Origin of the sequence: Massilia niabensis (assembly GCF_042655085.1) — a bacterium.
Taxonomy (GTDB): domain Bacteria; phylum Pseudomonadota; class Gammaproteobacteria; order Burkholderiales; family Burkholderiaceae_D; genus Telluria; species Telluria niabensis.
Map to the genome: position 1 here is coordinate 239,077 of NZ_JBHSMU010000015.1, position 20,899 is coordinate 259,975.

The window sequence follows — 20,899 nt, forward strand, 5'->3', positions numbered from 1 at the left end:
GAGTTGAACTCATGATGGAGCAAGACGCACGCCGGTGTCGCGCGCCGCGCGCGCCAGGTTTGTCCTGCCTTAAGCGATGCGGGCGAAGACTTTCCGGGCAGCTGCAATCGTTTCTTCGATGACCGCATCGTCGTGCGCGATGGACACGAAACCAGCCTCGAACATGGCTGGCGCGAAATACACGCCCTCGTCCAGCATGCCGTGGAAGAAGGCGTTGAAGCGGTTCTTGTCGCCCGCCATCATCTGGGCGTAGGTCGATGGGACCTGCTCGCTGAAGTAGAAGCCGAACATGCCGCCCACCGAGTCGCCGCAGAAGGCGATGCCCGCTTCCTTGGCCGCTTTCGTCAAGCCCGCGACCAGCTTTTCGCCCTGCGCGCCGAGCCGTTCGTAGAAGCCCGGCTCCTGCACCAGTTTCAGGGTGGTCATGCCGGCCGCGACGGCGACCGGGTTGCCCGACAGGGTGCCGGCCTGGTAGACCGGGCCGATCGGCGCCATTTTCTGCATCAGTTCAGCCTTGCCGCCAAAGGCCGCCACCGGCAAGCCGCCGCCGATGACCTTGCCCAGCGCGGTAAGGTCCGGGGTGATGTTGTACATTTCCTGGGCGCCGCCGAGGCCGACGCGGAAACCGCACATCACCTCATCGAAAATCAGCACGGCGCCGTGCTCGGTGCACAGTTCGCGCATACGCGTCAGGAATTCAGGCGTGGCGCGGATCAGGTTCATGTTGCCGGCGACCGGCTCGACGATCACGCAGGCGATGGTGTCGCCCATCGAGGCGAAGGCGTCTTCCAGCTGGGGCACGTTGTTGTAGTCGAGCACGAGCGTGTGCTTGACGAAGTCTTCCGGCACGCCGGCCGAGGTCGGGTTGCCGAAGGTAAGCAGGCCCGAGCCGGCTTTCACCAGCAGCGAATCGGCGTGGCCGTGGTAGCAGCCTTCGAACTTGACGATCTTGTCGCGGCCGGTGGCCCCGCGCGCCAGGCGCAGTGCGCTCATGGTCGCTTCGGTGCCGGAGGACACCAGGCGCACCTGCTCGAGCGAGGGCACCAGCTTGCAGAGTTCTTCGGCGATCTCGATCTCGCCTTCGGTCGGGGCGCCGAAGGAGAGACCATTAGCAGCAGCAAGCTGCACCGCCTTGACAACATCAGGGTGGGCGTGGCCGACGATGGCCGGGCCCCAGGAACCGATGTAGTCGATGTAGCGCTTGCCGTCGGCATCCCAGAAATACGGTCCCTCGGCGCGGGTGATGAAGCGCGGCGTGCCACCGACCGAGCGGAAGGCGCGTACCGGCGAATTGACGCCGCCGGGCGTGGTTTTCTGGGCGCGGATAAACAGGCTTTCACTGCGCAGGGTCTCGTTGCGGGAAATGCTGTGTTCGGTCGTCATCTGGTGAAGTCTTTCTGGTTACCGACTTGCTTGCGGCAGGTATTGGTAAAAACGGTTGGGAACGAGCTTGCCCATGCCGAAACGCTGGGCGTGGAGCAGGGCGCCGTAGGTGTATTCCTGGGCGGCGCGCAGGGCTTCGGCTGCATCCATGCCGCGCGCCATGCAGGCGGCGATCGCGCCCGACAACGTGCAGCCGGCGCCCACGAAGGGGCCGGGCAGGTGCTGCCAGTCGATCGTGACGGTGCCGCCGTCGCGGTCGAACAGGGTGTTGCTGCGCTTGTGGCCGCTGCCGGCGGTACCGGTGACGAGCACATACTGGCAGCCGCGCGCGGTCAATTCCGCGACGTCGGTTTCCAGGCTGCCTTCGGCACCAGGTTCGCGCCAGAGTTCGGCCATGCGGCCCAGTTCCGATTGCGACAGTTGCAGCACGGTGGCCTGGGGCGAGAGGATCTGGCGGATCGAGGCGACGATGTCCTCGTCGGACATGCCGGAGTCGGGCAGGGCGGACAGGAAAGGGTCGACGATCAGCGGCACGTCCGCATAGTCGGAGACGATTTCGGCAATCGCCGCGGCCTGCTCGATGCTGGCGATCGCGCCGATCTTGACGGCGGCGATCGGCATGTCTTCCAGCACCAGCCTGGCTTGCTCGGCCATGACGCCGGTGTCGACTTCCTGCCACTCCTCGACGCGCGCGCTGTCGGCCACCAGCAGCGCGGTCGTGACCGACAGCGCATGGCAGCCGTGGACGGCGAAGGTGGCGATATCGGCCTGTATGCCAAGTGCCCCGACCGGGTCGGACACCCCAAATGTGAGAATCAGCGGAGACGGTTGGTTTTGCACGGCGGGTAGATTAAGATGCCTGATTCCCCATTTTACTAGATCGAAGGAATCAAACGTGAGTAATACAACGACCGCAACCGCCTACCAGACCTGGATGTGCCTGATCTGCGGATGGGTCTACGACGAAGAAGCGGGTGCGCCGGACGACGGCATCGCCCCCGGGACGCGTTGGGCCGACGTGCCGATGAACTGGACCTGTCCGGAATGCGGCGCCCGCAAGGACGACTTCGAAATGACCGCTATCTGAAATGCCTGGGTCGCGGCGCCTGGGTCGCCGCGACCGTACAAAAACCCGGTGTCCGTTGCCAATCACGCAACTGCGTTATCAAAACCGCCCTTGCCGTTGCCCTAATTTCTACCCCTTCCGACAAGCTTTTCCCCTCCCGTTTGCGCCTAGTTGACACTAAGCAACACTTTCCGCACAAGCCAATCCCGCTATGCTATCTTGGCGATCCATGCTGAAGTGAAACTAAAATGACGACATCGCAGCAAGCACCAGACCCGAGCGGCCTGACCGTCATGGTGGTCGACGACAGCAACACGATCCGCCGCTCTGCCGAGATCTTCCTCACCCAGGCCGGCTACCGCGTGGTGCTGGCCGAGGATGGCTTCGACGCGCTGGCCAAGATCAACGACCATCACCCGGCGCTGGTGTTCTGCGACATCCTGATGCCGCGCCTGGACGGGTACCAGACCTGCGCCCTGATCAAGAAGAGCGCGCGCTTCCATGCGACACCGGTGGTCATGCTGTCCTCGAAAGACGGTCTGTTCGACCGCGCACGCGGCGCGATGGTCGGCTCGAGCGCATATCTCACCAAGCCGTTTTCAAAAGACACCCTGCTTGCGGCCGTCCGCGAGCATACGTCCCTCCAGGCCTGAATTAACCGAATTGCGGAGCCCCCGTGGCCATACACAAGATCCTGATCGTCGACGATTCGCCGACCGAACGCTACTACCTGACCGACATCCTGGTGAAGAACGGCTTTTCCGTTTCCACCGCCGAGAATGGCGAAGACGCGCTGATCAAGATGCGCGCCGAACGCCCGGAGCTGATCCTGATGGACGTCGTCATGCCCGGTGCGAACGGCTTCCAGATAACCCGTTCGATCGCGCGCGACCCCGAGCTGGCGGCAGTCCCCGTCATCATCTGCAGCAGCAAGAACCAGGAAACCGACCGTATCTGGGGCATGCGCCAGGGCGCGAAGGATTATTTCGTCAAGCCGGTCGACCCTGCGCTGCTGCTGGCGCGCATTGCCGCCCTCGACGCAGCATGAATGCCGTCGCGACCGGGCAGGCGCTTGCGCCCGACGCTACTCCCGACGCTGCCCCCCACACTGCGCGCCGCACCCGCCTGCGCGACTACCAGGCCCAGCTCCTGGCGCGCATGCAGGCCGCGCAAAACGGCGCCCCCGAGGCCGGCCACCAGCTGGGCGTGATGATCGGCAGCGAACGCTACCTGCTCGAACTGACCGAAGCCGGCGAGATCGTCCCGCTGGCGCAGCTCGCCGGCGTGCCGCTGACCCAGCCCTGGTACCTGGGCCTGGCCAACGTGCGCGGCAGCCTGCTGGGCGTGATCGACCTGGCGCGCTATTTTGACAAGGACGCCAGCGCGGCCGGGCCGGAAGCCCGGCTGGTGTCGCTGGCGCCGCGCCTCGGGTTCAACTGCGCGCTGCTGGTCACGCGCGTGTATGGCCTGCGCCGCGCCGCCGCCATGACGCCCGACGGGCAACAGGAGACGCGCCTGCGCGACCTGGACGGCAACGCCTGGACGCCGCTGTCGCTGGCGGCACTGGTGCGGGAAGAACGCTTCCTGCACGTCGCACTCGCGCCAACCAATATATAAAAACCGCAGGACAGGAGCCGCAATGGGAATCGCCTCGAAGATGACATTCAATTTTTCCTCGAAAGGGAAGATGGAGGAGGACACCGTGCTGTCGTCGCCGGACACCCGCTTCGGGCCGGGCCTGCTCGGCATGCCGGGATCGGGAGCCGCCGCCGAAGGCGTCGGCTCCGCTGCGGGTTCGGCCGAAGAGGCAATGCTGCGCCTCGGGAACGTGATGCGCCGCCGCGCCCCGGCTGCGGCCGATGAACTCGACGAAGACAACCTCAGCCTGCCCCTGATCGGCCACCTGTCGCTGCCGCGCCAGCTGCGCCTCCTGCTGGTCGCGTTCGCCGCCGGCATCCTCCTGACCATCCTCGGCATGTGGCAGAATGCCGCCGTCAACGCCAGGGTGGCGGCGCAGGTGCAGGTCGCCGGCGACATCCTGATGCACTCGCAGCGCGCCGGCAAGGCAGCGCCGAACGCACTTGCCGGCAACGCCGATTCCTTCAGCCAGCTGGCCGAGAGCCGCGTCGAGGTCAACCGCGACCTGCAGTTGCTGGCGAAGGGCGGCGAGCTTGGTGGCGTGGCCGTGCCTGCCGCGAGCGGCCGCCAGGGCGCGCTGCTGTCGCGGGTCCGCGCCACCTGGGCCGCATCGGACCAGGGCGCGGCGAATATCCTGAAAATGCAGCCCGCGCTGACCGCTTTCGACAAGAGCGTGCGCCAGCTCGATTCCCTGGCATCGGAAATGCTGGTGCTGACCGAAGACCTGATGGCGCAGAACGTGGAACGCGGCGCCAGCGCGCGCGAGCTGGCCGCGATCGGCCGCATGATGATGCTGACCCAGCGCCTCGCGCGCGGCGCCAACGGCTTCTTCGCCATCGGCGTGCCGCGCGACGATGCCGCCGTGCGCATCGGAGAAGATAGTGCCGCGTTCCAGCACGCGCTGGACGCGCTGCTGCTTGGGAACGCCGCTCTTCGCAACGACGACCTGCGCGCCAAGCTCGGCCAGGTTCAGGTGCGTTTCGAGGCCTTCCGCAAGGATTTCGCGCCCTTCCTCGACAACCCGGCCGCCTATTCGACGGCGCGCGCCGCCGCGCGCACGATCCACCGCGACAACGAAGTGGTGAAAAAGGAAGTGGCCGCGCTGCAGGCCAGCTACCGCGAACAGCAGGACTCGCAGAGCGCCTGGTTCTGGCTGCTGGTGGTGGCGTCGATCTTCACGCTGGCCACGGCCGGCTCGATCAGCCGCGTCATGCTGCAGGACTCGCGCAACCGCACCCGCGGCGCCGACAACCGCCGCCGCGAAGCCGAGGCGCTGCGCCAGCTGGCCCAGGCCAAGGAAGAAGAAGCCAAGGCCACCAACGACCAGAACCAGGCCGCGATCCTGCGCCTGATGAACGAATTGCAGGAAGTGGCGGACGGCGACCTGACCGTGCACGCGACCGTTTCGGAAGACATCACTGGCGCCATTGCCGATTCGGTCAACTACACGGTCGAGGAACTGCGCGGCCTGGTGCTGCGCGTGACGAACACCGCCGAACAGGTGACGCTGGCCTCGAACGCGGCGCAGTTGACATCGACCAGCCTGCTCGGCGCGACCGAGCAGCAGTCGCGCGAGATCGAGGATGCCTCGTCCACCGTGCTGCGCATGGCGGGCGAGATTACCGACGTGTCGAAGTCGGCCAACGAATCGGCCGAGGTGGCGCGGCAATCGGTGCAGGCAGCCGAGCAGGGCTCGGCTGCGGTGAATAACGCCATCCTCGGCATGCACGAGATCCGCGAGCAGATCCAGGAAACCTCGAAGCGCATCAAGCGCCTCGGCGAATCCTCGCAGGAGATCGGCGAGATCACCGAACTCATTTCCGACATCACCGAGCAGACCAACGTGCTGGCGCTGAACGCCGCGATCCAGGCTGCGTCGGCCGGTGAAGCGGGGCGCGGCTTCTCGGTCGTGGCCGAGGAAGTGCAGCGCCTGGCCGAGCGCTCCGGCGAAGCGGCCAAGCAGATCGGCGCGCTGGTGCGCACCATCCAGACCGATACCCACGACGCCGCCGCCGCGATGGAAAAATCGACCCAGGGCGTGGTCGAGGGCGCGCGCCTGTCGGATGCCGCCGGTGCGGCGCTGGCCGACATCTCGCGCGTGTCGAACCGCCTGGCGGAGCTGATCCAGGGGATTTCGTTCGCGGCCGGCCTGCAGGCGACCTCCGCCAACGGCGTGGCGCACAACATGCAGCACATCCTGTCGGTGACCGAGCATACCCAGGCCGGCACGCGCCAGACCGCCCATTCGATCCACCAGCTGGCCGAGCTGGCGCAGGAACTGAAAAATTCGGTGTCGCGCTTCCGCGTCGCCGCTTGAGCCTTATCGACAAACACATGACTTCATCCCCGCACGCGAGCGCTTTTGATACCGGCCCTTTTGATACCGGTCCCTTGTCGTGGGTGATCGGCGAGATCCGCGGCGCGCTCGAGCGTTCCGGCAGCGCCCTGCACGATGCCGCCACGCGCTCGAACGAAGCGCAGCCGACCCTGCTCCTGCACGCGAAGACCCACCTGCACCAGGCGCACGGCGCGCTGCAGATGGTGGACGTGGCAGGCGTCGGCCTGCTCACCGCCGCCGCCGAGCGCGCGCTCGACGGCTTCCGCGAGCGCACCTTCGCGTGCACGCCGGAGAGTGCAAAGACGGTGCGCGACGCCTACGTGGCGATCGCCGAATACCTCGATGAGCTGGTGGCCGGAGTCCACCCGCAGCCGGTACGCCTGTTCCCTTACTACCGCGCGCTGCAGGAGCTACTGGGCGCCGAGCGCATCCACCCCGCGGACCTGCTGGCGGTCGACACCGGCATCACGCTCGGCTTGCCGGACAATCCCGCCGCTGCCGCGCCCGACTACGCGAGCTGCCGCGCGCGTTTCGAGAAAGCGCTGCTGCCTTACCTGAAAAGCCCTGACGCCGCAGCCCAGCGCAGCAATGCCGGCGCGCTGTTCGAGGCGATTTCCCCACTGGCGGACGCAGCGCTGGACGCGCGCGCACGCACCTCCTGGGCCGCGTTGCGCAGCGTTGCACGGCTGGTCGCCGAGGGCGTGTTGCCGGGCGACTTGTATGTAAAACAGCTGTTCGGCCAGGTCAACCTGCAGCTGCGCCGGCTGTCGCAGGGTCAACTGGAACTGCCGGAGGCGATGCTGCGCGATGCGCTGTTCTTTATTGCCGCATCTTCATCGACTACGGCTGCCATCGATGACGAAGGAGCGCAGTTGCGTCGTGCCTTCCGCCTCGAAGGCGCCGTGCCGCCCGACTATGCCGAGCGCCGCTACGGCAAGGTCGACCCCGGCGCGCTGAAGGAAGCAAAGGAAGCGCTGGCGCGCGCCAAATCCGATTGGGACCAGCTGGCGCTGCAGCCTGACGCCGCGCGCGAAGCGGATTTCAATCAGGCGCTGGCGCTGCTTGCCGGCGCCGGCGAACGGCTCGGCACGCCCGTCCTGGCGCGGCTGCTGCGCGAGCTGGCGCAGGCGGCCGGCGAGTCGGTCGCATCCGGCCGCAGCGACAGCCGCAGCGATAACTTCGGGCTCGAGATGGCCAGCGCCATGCTGTTCGCCGAACAGGGGCTGGACCACGTGCGCCAGCTGCCGGCCGACTTCGACGCGCACGCGCAAGCCGTGGGGGCACGCCTGTTGGCGCTGGCCGCCGGCGAAACGCCGCCGGAGGCGCCGCAGTGGCAAAACGACTTGACGCGCCAGGTGCAGCAGGGCCAGACCGTGGCCGTGCTGGCGGGCGAGATCAAGGCAGGGCTGCGCCAGGTCGAAAAGCTGCTCGACGAATACTACGACGCGCCACAGACCAGGCGCGATGCCCTGGTGCGCGCGGCGCCGCTCTTGCACCAGGTGCAGGGCGCCCTCAGCATCCTCGACCAGGATGAGGCGGCGCGCGCAGCGCAGCATGTGGGCGAGGCGGTAGCCGGGCTCGCGGAAGGCGGCGGCGACGTGCAGGCGCAGTCCGCGACGCTGCATAACATCGCCCGCAACATTGGCGCGCTGGGCTTCTTTTCCGACATGCTGGCGCAAAACAGTGACAGCGCGAAGGGCCGTTTCGCCTTCGACGCCGAGGCGGGGCTGCTGCAGGAGCTGAGTTATCAGCAGACGGCGGGGCAGGCGGCGGAGCGGGCAGCGGCGCAGGAGCCGGAACAGGAAGCTGCGCCGGTCGCACCGGCAGCGCAAGCCGAATCGGCCATCGACGCCGAGCTGCTGGAGATCTTCGTCCTCGAAGCCGAGGAAGTGCTGGGCACGGTGGCGGCGACACTCCCTGGTCTGCGGCGTGACCTGGCTGCACAGGATGCGCTGACGATCGTGAGGCGCGCCTTCCACACGCTCAAGGGCAGCGCGCGGATGGTGGACCTCGGCACCTTTGCGGCGGCAGGCGCGGCGATCGAACGTACCCTGAACGTGTGGCTGGCCGACAGCCGCGCCGCCACGCCCGACCTGCTGGCCCTGGTCGAACACGCCCACGCGCAGCTGCTGCCGTGGGTGGCCGAGCTCGCGCAGGCAGGCGCTTCGCGCCGCGACGGTAGCGAACTGATCGCAACCGCGCAGCGCGTGCAGGACGGCGGCAGCTTCGCCGCCGTGCCTGAGGCGCAGGTCGAGGAGGCGCGCGATGCGGTTTCCGATCAAGCCGACACCGGCGCGGACAGCATGCGCCGTGTCGGCACGCTCGACATCCCGCTGGCGCTGTACAACATCTATGTCGCCGAGACCGACGAGCTGGTACGCCTGCTCGAACGCGATTTCGGCGAGTGGCGCCATGAAGCGGGGCGCCCCGTCACCGACGAGGCCCTGACCGCGGTCCATACCCTGGCCGGTACCTCGGCCACGGTCGGTTTTACGGCTCTGCGCGACCTGGCGTACAGCTTCGAGGCCACGCTCGGGATGCTGGCCGCATCGGCGCCAACCCTGCATCCAGCCCAGCACGACGTGCTGGACGGGGTGCTGGCACGCGTGCGCCAGATGCTGGCCGCCTTTGCGCTCGGCGAGCTCGCGCCCGCCCAGCCCGACATCGCCGCGCAGCTCGATGCGCTGCGCGATGCCCTGACGGCGCAGCAGGCCGCCGCGGCCTACGGCGACGCCGCGCCTGCCCTGGCGCAGGAGCTCGACACCCTGTTCGCCCAGGCCTACGACAGCCTGGTGGCCGATCCGCCGATTGTGCCAGCCGCGCCCGCCGCGCCTGCGCAAGCAGACGAGCTGCCGGCCGCGACCGAATCGGTCGACGAACTGTTCGGCCTGGATTTCGACGATCTGTTCGACGCGCCCTCGCTGGCGCCGGCCGCGCCGCCCGACGGCGCGCTCATCGTCGCCGACGATCTGGCCGAACCCGAACCCGAACCCGAACCCGAACCGCAGCCGGCACCGCCAGCAGTCGAACGCCCGCTCGCACTGCCTGCCGCGCCGGTGCTGGCCACCGAGCCGGTGCCGCACGACGAACTCGATCCCGACCTGCTGCCTGTCTTCCTGGAGGAAGCCGCGGACTTGCTGCCGCAAATCGGCAACGCCCTGCGCCAGTGGCAGCAGAACCCGCTTGACACCGCCCCGGCCCAGGGCTTGCTGCGTACCCTGCACACCGTGAAGGGCAGCGCCCGCATGGCCGGCGCGATGCGCATCGGCCAGCATACCCACGAACTGGAAACCCAGGTCGAGAACATGGTGCATGCGGGGACCACGCTGCCTGCCGCATTCGACGAGCTGATGGCCAACTACGACCAGGCGCTGGCCCTGTTCGAGCAGCTGGTGCAGCCGGCCCAGGCGAGCGGCGAGGGCACTGCGGCGGCAAACGCAGGTATATCGGCTCTGGCCGATATGCCTGCGGTCCCTGAATCTCGCACGCCGCTGGTGCGCGTGCGCGCCGACATCCTCGACCGCCTGGTCACTCAGGCCGGCGAGGTGTCGATCACGCGCTCGAAACTCGAAAACCAGATGGGCGTGCTCAAGGGCTCGCTGTCCGACTTCTCGGATCACCTGAACCGCCTGCGCCGCCAGCTGCGCGAAGTCGAGATGCAGGCCGAGTCGCAGATCGCCTCGCGCATGTCGATCGCCGGCGAGCGCGAGTTCGACCCGCTCGAATTCGACCGTTTTACGCGCCTGCAGGAACTCACGCGGATGATGGCCGAGAGCGTCAACGACGTCGCTTCGTTCCACGAATCGCTGTCGCGCACGGTCGATGGCGCCGGCGAGGAGCTGGCGGCGCAATCGCGCATGACGCGCGACCTGCAGCGCGACCTGATGCGAGTGCGCATGGTGCCGTTCGCGAGCCTGTCCGAGCGCCTGTTCCGCGTCGCCCGCCAGACCGCCAAGGAAACCGACAAGCGCGTCAACCTGGATATCCGCGGCGGGGCGGTGGAAATCGACCGCAGCGTGCTGGAACAGATGGCCGCGCCTTTCGAACACCTGCTGCGCAACGCCATCGTGCACGGCGTCGAGCCGCGGGCCTCGCGGGTGGCAAGCGGCAAGCCCGAGACCGGCGAATTGCTGGTGCAGGTCAGCCAGCAGGGCAATGAAGTCGTGCTGCAGTTCAGCGACGACGGCGCGGGCCTCGACCTGGAGCGCATCCGCGCCAAGGCGCGCGCGCTCGGCATGGCCGCGAGCGACGCCGAGCTCACCGACGCGCAGGCGGCCGAGCTGATTTTCGCGCCCGGCTTCTCGACCGCCGACACCCTGACGGAATTGGCCGGGCGCGGCGTCGGCATGGACGTGGTGCGCTCCGAAGCGCAGTCGCTCGGCGGCCGCGTGGCGATCGCCACCGAGGCGGGCAGGGGCGTGCGCTTCACGATCCGCCTGCCGCTGACGCTGGCCGTCACGCAGGTGGTGCTGGTGGCGAGCAGCGGCAAGACCTATGCGCTGCCTTCCAACCTGGTCGAGCAGGTGGTGCAGGTGCGCGAGCCGGAGCTGGCCGCTGCCGCCACTGCTGGGATGCTCGAGGTGGCGGGGCAGGGAATGCCCTTCCACTACCTGCCGGCCCTGTTGGGCGAGGGCCAGGCCTTCGAGCCGGGACTGCGTTCGCGCCCGGTGATGGTGCTGCACAGCGCCGGCGAGCGCATCGCCTTGCAGGTGGACGATGTGCTGGGCAACCGCGAAGTGGTGATCAAGAACCTCGGCCCGCAACTGGCGCGCGTGCCGGGCATCGCCGGCGCGACCGTGCTGGGGACCGGCGACATCGTGCTGATCCTCAATCCCCTGGCGCTGGGGCGGAATGCGGGCACCGCCTTTCCTGCGCCTGCCCCCGTCGCCGCGGAGACGCTGCCCCATCGCCCGACGGTGATGGTAGTCGACGATTCGCTCACGGTGCGCCGCGTGACCCAGCGCCTGCTCGAGCGCGAAGGCTACCGGGTGGCGCTGGCCAAGGATGGGGTGGACGCCTTGGCGCAGCTGCCGGAGGTGCGGCCGGACCTGATGCTGGTCGATATCGAAATGCCGCGCATGGACGGTTTCGACCTCGTACGCCACGTGCGCAACGATGCGGCGACCAGCGCGATACCGATCATCATGATCACCTCGCGCACGGCGGACAAGCACCGCAATGTCGCGCTGGGCCTGGGCGTGAATGCGTATTTCGGCAAACCGTACCAGGAGCCGGTGTTATTGGGAGCGATTGCGGGGTTGTTGAACGGCGAGATGCCGGAAGCATAATCGTAGGGTGGACGGCTCTGCCGTCCACGCGTTCAAGCGGCAGGTGATCGTTCGTGGTGTTTCAGACGTCCGTTGAACGCGTGGACGGGAAACCCGTCCACCCTACGTCTCCGGCCGTGCTGCCTTCACCACCGCAAACCGTTCCAGCGTCTTCTGCCGCGCTTCCCCATGGTCGACCACCGGCCACGGGTAATCCTTCCGCAGCACGATCCCGCACGCTTCCAATTCATCCGCCGGCACCAGCCAGGGCGCATGAATGTCGCGCGCGTCGAGTGTCGCCAGCTGCGGCAAATACTGCCGGATGAACACCCCGCGCGCATCGAACTTCTGCGACTGCGTCACCGGATTGAAGATCCTGAACCACGGCTGCGCGTCGCATCCGGTCGATGCCGCCCATTGCCAGCCGCCCACGTTCGAGGCCATGTCGTAATCATTGAGCTGGCGCGCGAAATAACGCTCGCCCCAGCGCCAGTCGATGCCGAGATCTTTTACCAGGAAGCTGGCCGTCACCATCCGCAGCCGGTTGTGCATGAATCCCGTCGTGTTCAGCTGGGCCATCGCCGCGTCCACCAGCGGGTAACCAGTGCGGCCCTCGCACCATGCCGCGAACAATTCGCGGGCAGTGTCGCCCGCTTCCCACTCCACCGCGTCGAAGGCCGGCTTGAACGAGCGCCCGGCGATGTGCGGATGCTGGAACAGGATCATGGCGTAGAACTCGCGCCAGATCAGTTCCGACAGCCACACCGGCGCGCCCGCGCCGCCGGCTCCGAGCGCCATCATCTGCTGCAGCGTGCGCACGAGGTGGCGCACCGAGGTGGTGCCGAAACGCAGGTGGATCGACAGCTGCGAGGTGGCCGACAGCCCCGGGAAGTCGCGCGCCGTGCCGTAGTCGGCCAGGCGCGGCAGGAAGGCTTCGAATAATTGCGTCGCACCGGACATGCCGGCTGGGGCGGGCAGGGGACCGTCGTCGAAGCCGAGCTCCGGGAGCGTCGGCAAGGACGCCTCCAGCAGCGGCGCCAGCGCGGCCGCATAGGGCTCGATCATCCACGGCGCCACCGCTTCCGGCTGGCTTGCCAGGCGCTTGAGCCAGGCGTTCTTGTAGGGCGTGAAGACGCTGTACAGACCCTTGCTAAGTGTCAGCACCTCGTTCTTCTCGAACACCACCCCGTCCTTAAATACGAGCAGCCGGCGGCCCTCGAGCGCCAGCGCGCTGGCAACGGCCGCGTCGCGCGCGATCGCGTCCGGTTCGTAGTCGCCGTTGACGTAGACGGTCCCGGCGCCCAGTTCGGCCGCCAGGCGCGGCAGAGAATCGCGCGCCGCGCCGTGGCGCACGATCAGGCCGCCGCCCAGCCGGCGCAGTTCCGCGTCCAGCTCGGCCAGGCAGGCGTGGATGAAGCGCACCCGGCGGTCGTTGCGGGGCAGGCCGGCCAGGATGTCGGTGTCGAAGACGAACACGCAATACACCTCACCGCCATTCTGCACAGCATCGCGCAGCGCATGGTGCAGGGCGGCATGATCGAAAGCGCGCAAGTCGCGCCGGAACCAGACGATGGAATTGCTTGTTGGCATCATTGTGTGTTCAGTCAACACGGCGGGCCATTTTACTGGCTACGATCCTCGGGTGGGTCGGTTGAACCGCGCGCGCAACGGCGCTACCGATGGCTGCTTGCCCGTTTCAGTGTAAACTAACGAAAAGCCTAATGTTGTAGTCTGGATACTAGTGGTTAAACAGAGAGCGAGCCAACAGAGAGTCAGCGTATGAAGAAGAGCAAAATCGGCAAAACTCTGCCCATGGCCGGCCTGCCGCAGCAAGGTGAAATGCTCGGCAATATTGGTCCGGCACCATCGGGTTTGAATTTGGCCAATCATTTCCTCATCGCCATGCCAACGATGGAAGATCCAATCTTCGGCGGCGCGGTGGTCTACGTCTGCGAGCACAACGAAAAAGGCGTGCTCGGGGTCGTCATCAACAAGCCCACCGACATGACGATGGAGGTGCTGTTCGACCGCATCGACCTGAAAGTGGCGGACAGCCTGCGCTCGACCGTCGTGGACGAGCCGATCATGTTCGGCGGCCCGGTGCAGGACGACCGCGGCTTCGTGCTGCACAGTCCCAGCGGACGCTACTCGTCTTCGCTCAACGTCACCGACGAAGTGGCGTTCACCACCTCGATCGACGTGCTCGAGGCCGTTGCCAGCGGCGCCGGTCCGGCGCGCATGCTGGTGTCGATCGGCTACGCCGGCTGGAGCCCCGGCCAACTCGAGGAAGAACTGTCGCGCAACGGCTGGCTCACGGTCGGCGCCGACGCCCATGTGTTGTTCGATTTGCCAATCGAGGAGCGCTACAACGCCGCCATCAAACTGCTGGGCATCGACCCGATGATGCTCGCCTCCGAGGCCGGCCATGCGTAACAATGGTTGATATCGTTTTTGGATTCGACTTCGGCATCAAGCGTATCGGCATCGCGATGGGCAATACGCTCACCGCGCAGGCGCAGCCCCTCACCGTGGTGAGCGCCATCGACAACGCCACCCGCTTCAAGACCATCGGCGAGCTGATCGAACACTGGCGCCCCGCGCGCCTGGTCGTCGGCGAGCCGCTCCATCCCGACGGCGCCGAGCACGAGATGACGCTGCGTGCGCGCCGCTTCGCCAACCAACTGAACGGTCGCTTCAACCTGCCGGTCGAGCTGGTCGACGAGCGCTACTCGTCGGCCGTGATTTCCTCCCGGCGCGGCGAGATCATCGACGCCAAGGCCGCCGCCATCATTTTGCAACAGTACTTTGACGACCATGCCAACAACTAATCACGACTTCGATGCCGAGGCGCTGTACCGCGTCCTGCTCGAACAGGTGCGCGCCGCTTTTGCCGACGTGCCCGATGCCGCCATCGTCGGCATCCATTCGGGCGGCGCCTGGCTGGCCGAACGCCTGGCCACCGACCTCGACCTGAAAGGGCGCCTCGGTTTCATCGACGTCTCGTTCTACCGCGACGACTACGCGAAGAAGGGCCTGCACCCGGACGTCAAACCGACCCACATCGGCTTCAACGTCGATGGCGCCACGATCCTGCTGGTCGACGACGTGCTCCATACGGGACGCACCACGCGCGCGGCCATCAACGTGCTGTTCGACTATGGCCGCCCGGCCTGCATCCGGCTGGCGGCGCTGGCCGACCGCGGCGGGCGCGAACTGCCGGTGGCGCCGGATTTCGTCGGCGTGCGCACCACGCTCGAACGCCATCAACAGCTGGCGCTGGCGCGCAGCGAGACAGGACAACTCACGCTCACGATCGAAGAAGACAATGCCGATTCTGCAAAATAACCCGCAACTGAACAAAAATGGCGAGCTGCAGCACCTGCTCACCATCGAAGGCCTGCCCAAGTCGATCATCAACCACATCCTCGACACGGCATCGAGCTTCGCCGGCATCTCCGACCGCGAAGTCAAGAAGGTGCCGCTGATGCGCGGCAAAAGCGTGTTCAACCTGTTTTTCGAGAACAGCACCCGCACCCGCACCACCTTCGAGATCGCCGCCAAGCGCCTGTCGGCCGACGTCATCAACCTGAACATCCAGGCCTCGTCGACGACCAAGGGCGAGTCGCTGCTCGACACGATCGACAACCTGGCGGCCATGCACGCCGACATGTTCGTGGTGCGCCATGCGCAGTCAGGCGCGCCCTACCTGATCGCCAAGCACTTGAATGAAAGCGGGCAGAAGGACATCCACGTCGTCAACGCCGGCGACGGGCGCCATGCGCACCCGACCCAGGGCCTGCTCGACATGTACACGATCCGCCACTACAAGCAGGATTTCACGAACCTGCGCGTGGCCATCGTCGGCGACATCCTGCACAGCCGCGTGGCGCGCTCGGACATCCATGCGCTGACGACCCTTGGCGTGCCGGAAGTGCGCGCGATCGGCCCGCAGACGTTGCTGCCGAGCGGCCTCGAACACATGGGCGTACGCGTATTCAACAACATGGACGAAGGCCTGAAGGACGTCGACGTCATCATCATGCTGCGCCTGCAGAACGAGCGCATGTCGGGCGCACTGCTGCCCTCGGCCCAGGAGTATTTCAAGAGCTATGGCTTGACGCCCGAGCGCCTGGCGCTGGCGAAACCGGATGCCATCGTAATGCACCCGGGGCCGATGAACCGCGGCGTCGAGATCGACTCGGCGGTGGCCGACGGCAGGCAGGCGGTGATCCTGCCCCAGGTGACCTTTGGTATTGCAGTGCGCATGGCAGTGATGAGTATTTTGGCGGGAGGCAGGGTTTGAACTTTGCACGGATGAAACTACATATCAAGAACGGGCGCCTGATCGACCCGGCGAACGGCATCGATGCAGTGACGGACCTGTTTATCGCGGACGGCAAGGTTGCGGCAGTCGGCACGGCGCCTACGGAATTCACGGCCGATCAAACGCTCGACGCCACCGGGCTGGTGGTCGCGCCGGGCCTGGTCGACCTCTCGGCGCGCCTGCGCGAACCGGGCTACGAATACAAGGCGACGCTGGAGTCGGAAATGCAGGCGGCGATGCGCGGTGGTGTCACGACGCTCGTCTGCCCGCCCGATACCGACCCGGTGCTGGACGAGCCGGGCCTGGTGCAGATGCTGAAACACCGCGCGCGCAGCCTGAACCTGGCCAACGTGCACCCGCTGGGCGCGCTGACGATGGGCCTGAAGGGCCAGGCGCTGACCGAGATGGCCGAGCTGACGGAAGCCGGCTGCATCGGCTTCGCCCAGGCCGAGGTGCCGATCCTCGACACCAACGTCCTGCTGCGCGCGTTGCAGTACGCGAAAACCTTCGGCTATACGGTCTGGCTGCGCCCCCAGGACCCGCACATCGGCCGCGGCGGCGTGGCCCACAGCGGGCCGCTGGCCTCGCGCCTGGGCCTCTCCGGCGTGCCGGTCATGGCCGAAACGATCGCCCTGCACACGATCTTTGAGCTGGTGCGCTCGACCGGCGCGCGCGTGCACCTGTGCCGCATCTCGTCCGCCGCTGGCCTCGAGCTGGTGCGCGCGGCGAAAAAGGAAGGCTTGCCGGTCACCTGCGACGTCGGCGTGCACCACCTGCACATGACCGACGCCGACATCGGCTTTTTCGACTCGAACGCGCGCCTGACGCCGCCGCTGCGTAGCGGCCGCGACCGTGACGCGATCACATCAGGCCTGCTCGACGGCACCATCGACGCCGTCTGCTCGGACCACACCCCGGTCGACGACGACGAAAAGCTGCTGCCCTTCGCCGAAGCCTCGCCAGGCGCCACGGGCCTCGAGCTGCTGCTGTCGCTGATGCTGAAATGGGCCGAAGGTCAGCATGTGGCCGACGCATTGCCGCGCGCGCTGGCCAAGATCACGTTTGATGCGGCGCGCACCGCCGGCCTGCCCGCCGGCCAGTTGACCGTGGGGGCCGCGGCCGATGTCGTGCTGTTCGATCCGAACCTGCGCTGGCTCGTCAACGGCGCGGCGCTGGCCAGCCAGGGCAAGCACTCGCCTTTCCTTGGCTACGAACTGACCGGGCAGGTGCAGGCCACGGTCGTGGGCGGGCGCGTTGCCTGGCAGCGCCGATAATAGTGAAAGCAATCAGCCGCACACGTGCGGCTGATCTCTCTTGTTCATCATGACCCGTCTCCGCCTCGCCTGGCGCCTTGCGCGCGTGACCGTTCACCTGCTTGCCGGGCTGGCGACCTGCGCGCTGGTCTTCCCGTGGGCCGGGCGCCCGCTGCGCGACGCGGCCACCCGGCGCTGGTCGCGCCGTCTGCTCGCCATCTGCAACGTGCGGGTGGAAAGCGCCCCCGGTGCGCCGCCGCTCGAGCACGCCGTGTTCGTTTCGAACCACATCTCCTGGCTCGACATTTTCGTCATCAATTCGCTGTACCCGTGCCGCTTCGTCGCCAAGGCCGAAATCCGGTCCTGGCCCGTGCTCGGCTGGCTGGCGCGGGCCGCCGGCACCGTGTTCATCGCGCGCGGCAACCGGCGCGAGCTGCGCCATATTTTCAAGGGGCTGGTGTCGGTATTGCAGGAGGGCGAACGGATAGCCTTCTTCCCGGAGGGGACCGTCGCCCGGCAGGGCGAGGTGTTGCCCTTTCACGCCAACCTGTTCGAGGCGGCGATCGACGCCCGGGTGGCGGTGCAGCCCTGCGCGCTGGCCTACCTCGACGCCCAGGGGGCCTGGCATGCGGGCGTGGACTACGTCGGCGACATCACCTTCGCGGGAAGCATCGTCAAGATCCTGACGGGGCCGCAGGTGGAGGCGCGCCTGGCCTGCCTGGCGCCGCTCGAGGGCAGCGGCGCGCATCGGCGCGAGCTGGCGCAGGCCGCGCATGACGCGATTGGCAGCGCGCTGGCGCCGGCGGCCAGATCCATCGATGCTGCGCCGGTCGCGGCTGCCGCCATCGGGCAGTAAGGCCTTTTTCTACTGCTTGCCGCTGTGCGGCCGGTACTCCGGACAATCGACCTGCAGCAGCTTGCGGTCGTCCAGGCAGACGGCGGTCAGCTTGCCGCCCCAGACGCAGCCGCTGTCCAGGCCGATCAGGTTGGGGCGCAGGATCAGGCCCAGCGCCGACCAGTGGCCGAACACCACCGTGACATCGAGCGTGCGCCGTCCGGGCAGGTCGAACCACGGCAGGAGGCCGGAGCCGATCGGACCGCTTTCGCTTTCCTTGTGCGCGAAGTCCATCGTGCCGTCCGGCAGGCACAGCCGCATGCGCGTGAGCGCATTGACGATGCAGCGCAGGCGCGGGATGCCGGTCAGGGCGTCGTCCCAGCGGTCGGGCTCGTTGCCATACATTTGCGCCAGGAAATCGATCCAGCCGTCACTGCGCAACATGTCCTCGACCTCGCCGGCCAGCGCCATCGCCTGCGCCGCATCCCACTGCGGCGGCACGCCGGCGTGCACGCACAGGTGGGCGTCGACGAATATGGCGAGCGGGCGCTGGCGCAGCCAGCCGATCAGCTCGTCGCGGTCCGGGGCGGCGAGGATCTCGTCGAGGGTGTCCGATTTGCTGGCGCGCTGGGCGCCGACGGCCACCGCCAGCAGGTGCAGGTCGTGGTTGCCGAGCAGCGCCTCGACCCGCCCGCCGCTCGTTTCCGACAGCGCCTTCATGCGGCGCAGCGCCATGAGCGACTCCGGGCCACGATTGATCAGGTCGCCGACGAACAGGATGCGCGCATCGCCCTTTGCATCTTCGGCGATATTCTCGAGCAGGGCCTCGGCCTCGTGGGCGCAACCCTGCAGGTCGCCTATGACATAAGTTTTCATCGTTTCTTTTTCAGGGCCGCAGCAAGCATGCAGCGCGGTGATTGTTCTTGCCTTTGGGGGCATACTAAATGATTTTGAAGGCGGACGGTATGGAGCGGACGGGCTAGCGGAACGTCGAATCGGCTCGACGCAGGCGAATGAATCCTGTCCCATCAGGGCAATCGCGGAAATGCCGCGGCATCTCGCGCCTTTCGAATGCAGAAAGCGGCCAGCCGCTCGCATCTGCGAAGCGGTCGGATGTGTGCGCATTAGCCGCCACGCATTGGATCGTCATTGCCGGGTCAAATGCATTGGTGCCAGCGGCATGGCAGTCCGGCGCTGCGAGTGAAAGCCCTGCAATTGAAATGCTGGCGACTGTCGAGGCCGCTTTCGGTATCGCTTATATCGATGCGCTGCCTGCGGCTTATGCGATATAGCGGATACGGACAGTAGCTGTTCCATTGCCTGCCTGGAGACTGAAACAAGCGTGCCCCTGCCTTCGGTGGGCATGCAAAAAGGTTTGGCGCCCCCGGAATCCAATGCATTTAAGGTCATTTTCTTTCCGGCATGGCAATGACAGCGGATTTTGCGCAATCGCATGGACACGCCACACGATAAACCGTGGCACGCGGGATGAGGGCGCTTATCCGGTTAGAATGGAATGCGTTCTTACAGGACGCCCGATTAATGATGCCGCCGCTGACGCAATGCAGCGCCGAAGAACCTGTGCGCTGTAACTTGCGCTGTAGTTTTCGCTGTAACTTGCGCTGTAACCTGAATCTGTAAAACTGCCGCCGCAGGGTATCCATGTTCTCGTTCCTCGTCAGCTTCGCCTGTTCCGCTTTGCTGACCCTGCTTGTCATCAAGCAGGCGAAATTGCATGGGTCTGCACTCGACAGCGATTTTCGCGGCGTGCAGCGCGCCCATACCCACCTGGTGGCGCGTATCGGCGGCCTGCCGATCTACCTGTCGGTGGCGCTGACGGCCGCGGTCTCGGTCTGGCGCGAGCCGGCCCTGTTGCATTTCCTGGCGCAGCTGCTTGTCTGCGCCTTTGTCGCGTTTATCGGCGGCCTGTTCGAAGACTATACCGGCGCCGTGCGGCCCTCGCGCAGGCTGCTGCTGACGATGGCAGGGGCCATGCTCGCCTGGCTGCTGCTCGATGCGAAGATCGGCCGCATCGACCTGCCGTTCGGCCTCGAAATGCGGACCTCGAACTGGCTGGCGCTGCCCCTGACGGTATTGGCGGTCGCGGGCATCGCCAATGCGGTCAATATTATCGACGGCTTCAATGGACTGGCGAGCATGGTGACGATTTGCATGCTGCTCTCGCTCGCTTATGTGGCGTTGCAGGTGGACGACATGTTCGTGCTCATTACGGCCCTGACGGTTGCAGGCGCGACCGCGGGCTTCCTGGTCTGGAATTATCCGGTAGGGCTGATTTTCCTCGGCGATGGCGGCGCCTACTTTATCGGATTCATGCTCGGCGAACTGGCCTTGTTGCTGGTAATGCGCAATCCCGAGGTGTCGACCTGGTATGCCGCACTCTTGTTGATATACCCCGCATTCGAAACCATTTTTTCCGTTTACCGTCGTATGTTTGTGCGTGGAAAATCACCCGCGGTACCCGACGGTATTCACTTGCACAGTCTTATTTTCAGGCGTATCGTGAAGTGGACTGTTGGTACAAAAGAGGCGCGTGCACTGCTGAAGCGAAATGCGCGGACCTCGCCTTATTTGTGGTTGTTTTCACTCATGGCAGTCATTCCTGCGACATTGTTCTGGCAAAATACAATGGTCTTGATAGTATTCTGTTTGTTGTTTGTAATCAGTTACGTCTGGCTGTATGCACGTATCGTTCGATTCAAGTCGCCCAGATGGCTCATTTTACGCAAGAAGACTGGCAATAAATTGCCAATGTAGTATATTGCGACATTTGGTGA

The 20,899-nt window shown here is 66.2% G+C and carries 18 protein-coding genes; 14 read left to right on the top strand and 4 right to left on the bottom strand.

From position 1 onward, the window contains the following. Positions 1-69: 69 nt before the first annotated feature. Both hemL and thiD read right to left on the bottom strand, forming a co-directional pair. Complete coding sequence (gene hemL, locus ACFPN5_RS15580) at positions 70-1,383, bottom strand: glutamate-1-semialdehyde 2,1-aminomutase (RefSeq protein ID WP_379784674.1); 1,314 nt, start codon at positions 1,381-1,383, stop codon at positions 70-72. Between the two features lie 18 nt (positions 1,384-1,401). Then, a complete protein-coding gene (gene thiD, locus ACFPN5_RS15585) occupies positions 1,402-2,184 on the bottom strand; it encodes a bifunctional hydroxymethylpyrimidine kinase/phosphomethylpyrimidine kinase (RefSeq protein ID WP_379784675.1) in 783 nt (260 codons plus the stop codon). A gap of 133 nt (positions 2,185-2,317) precedes the next feature. On the opposite strand from thiD, the gene ACFPN5_RS15590 reads away from it, so the two are divergent. From ACFPN5_RS15590 to ACFPN5_RS15615, 6 genes are all read left to right on the top strand, one after another. Beyond that, positions 2,318-2,470 carry a rubredoxin gene (locus ACFPN5_RS15590; protein WP_136221333.1) on the top strand — a complete coding sequence of 51 codons (153 nt, stop codon included), beginning with the start codon at positions 2,318-2,320 and terminating at the stop codon, positions 2,468-2,470. 227 nt (positions 2,471-2,697) lie between these two features. Continuing rightward, positions 2,698-3,102, top strand: coding sequence for a response regulator (locus ACFPN5_RS15595; RefSeq protein ID WP_379784676.1), 405 nt, complete (start codon positions 2,698-2,700; stop codon positions 3,100-3,102). Positions 3,103-3,125: 23 nt separating this feature from the next. After that, complete coding sequence (locus ACFPN5_RS15600; protein ID WP_379784677.1) at positions 3,126-3,497, top strand: response regulator; 372 nt, start codon at positions 3,126-3,128, stop codon at positions 3,495-3,497. Continuing rightward, positions 3,494-4,066 (top strand): chemotaxis protein CheW, encoded by a 573-nt coding sequence (locus ACFPN5_RS15605; RefSeq protein WP_379784678.1) that lies wholly within the window; start codon positions 3,494-3,496, stop codon positions 4,064-4,066. The genes ACFPN5_RS15600 and ACFPN5_RS15605 overlap by 4 nt, the downstream gene beginning before the upstream one ends. Positions 4,067-4,088: 22 nt before the next feature. Next, a complete protein-coding gene (locus ACFPN5_RS15610) occupies positions 4,089-6,404 on the top strand; it encodes a methyl-accepting chemotaxis protein (RefSeq protein WP_379784679.1) in 2,316 nt (771 codons plus the stop codon). 17 nt (positions 6,405-6,421) lie between these two features. Beyond that, a complete protein-coding gene (locus tag ACFPN5_RS15615; protein WP_379784680.1) occupies positions 6,422-11,713 on the top strand; it encodes a hybrid sensor histidine kinase/response regulator in 5,292 nt (1,763 codons plus the stop codon). A gap of 102 nt (positions 11,714-11,815) precedes the next feature. On the opposite strand, the gene ACFPN5_RS15620 is transcribed toward ACFPN5_RS15615, so the two are convergent. Further along, the gene (locus ACFPN5_RS15620; RefSeq protein ID WP_379785725.1) at positions 11,816-13,282 is read right to left on the bottom strand and encodes a cryptochrome/photolyase family protein; all 1,467 of its coding nucleotides are present in this window, start codon (positions 13,280-13,282) and stop codon (positions 11,816-11,818) included. A 189-nt stretch (positions 13,283-13,471) separates the two neighbouring features. Here ACFPN5_RS15620 and ACFPN5_RS15625 point away from each other — a divergent pair, with 189 nt between their 5' ends. The 6 genes from ACFPN5_RS15625 to ACFPN5_RS15650 are packed head-to-tail and all read left to right on the top strand — an operon-like array spanning position 13,472 to position 18,125. After that, positions 13,472-14,125, top strand: coding sequence for a YqgE/AlgH family protein (locus ACFPN5_RS15625; protein WP_379784681.1), 654 nt, complete (start codon positions 13,472-13,474; stop codon positions 14,123-14,125). A 2-nt stretch (positions 14,126-14,127) separates the two neighbouring features. Then, on the top strand, positions 14,128-14,520 hold the full coding sequence (gene ruvX, locus ACFPN5_RS15630) for a Holliday junction resolvase RuvX (RefSeq protein WP_379784682.1): 393 nt from the start codon (positions 14,128-14,130) through the stop codon (positions 14,518-14,520). Further along, positions 14,507-15,037, top strand: coding sequence for a bifunctional pyr operon transcriptional regulator/uracil phosphoribosyltransferase PyrR (pyrR, locus tag ACFPN5_RS15635; RefSeq protein ID WP_379784683.1), 531 nt, complete (start codon positions 14,507-14,509; stop codon positions 15,035-15,037). Before ruvX ends, pyrR begins: the two co-directional genes overlap by 14 nt. Continuing rightward, positions 15,018-15,995: an aspartate carbamoyltransferase catalytic subunit gene (locus ACFPN5_RS15640; RefSeq protein WP_379784684.1), complete on the top strand. Its 978-nt coding sequence runs from the start codon at positions 15,018-15,020 to the stop codon at positions 15,993-15,995. The genes pyrR and ACFPN5_RS15640 overlap by 20 nt, the downstream gene beginning before the upstream one ends. 11 nt (positions 15,996-16,006) lie before the next feature. Beyond that, on the top strand, positions 16,007-17,290 hold the full coding sequence (locus tag ACFPN5_RS15645; RefSeq protein ID WP_379784685.1) for a dihydroorotase: 1,284 nt from the start codon (positions 16,007-16,009) through the stop codon (positions 17,288-17,290). 49 nt (positions 17,291-17,339) lie between these two features. Beyond that, the gene (locus ACFPN5_RS15650) at positions 17,340-18,125 is read left to right on the top strand and encodes a lysophospholipid acyltransferase family protein (protein ID WP_379784686.1); all 786 of its coding nucleotides are present in this window, start codon (positions 17,340-17,342) and stop codon (positions 18,123-18,125) included. 9 nt (positions 18,126-18,134) lie between these two features. Here ACFPN5_RS15650 and ACFPN5_RS15655 read toward each other — a convergent pair whose 3' ends face one another. Next, positions 18,135-18,980, bottom strand: a complete 846-nt coding sequence (locus tag ACFPN5_RS15655) for a symmetrical bis(5'-nucleosyl)-tetraphosphatase (RefSeq protein WP_379784687.1) — start codon at positions 18,978-18,980, stop codon at positions 18,135-18,137. Positions 18,981-19,117: 137 nt separating this feature from the next. On the opposite strand from ACFPN5_RS15655, the gene ACFPN5_RS15660 reads away from it, so the two are divergent. After that, positions 19,118-19,396, top strand: coding sequence for a hypothetical protein (locus ACFPN5_RS15660; protein ID WP_379784688.1), 279 nt, complete (start codon positions 19,118-19,120; stop codon positions 19,394-19,396). A gap of 370 nt (positions 19,397-19,766) precedes the next feature. After that, positions 19,767-20,879, top strand: coding sequence for an MraY family glycosyltransferase (locus ACFPN5_RS15665; RefSeq protein WP_379784689.1), 1,113 nt, complete (start codon positions 19,767-19,769; stop codon positions 20,877-20,879). Positions 20,880-20,899 lie beyond the last annotated feature (20 nt).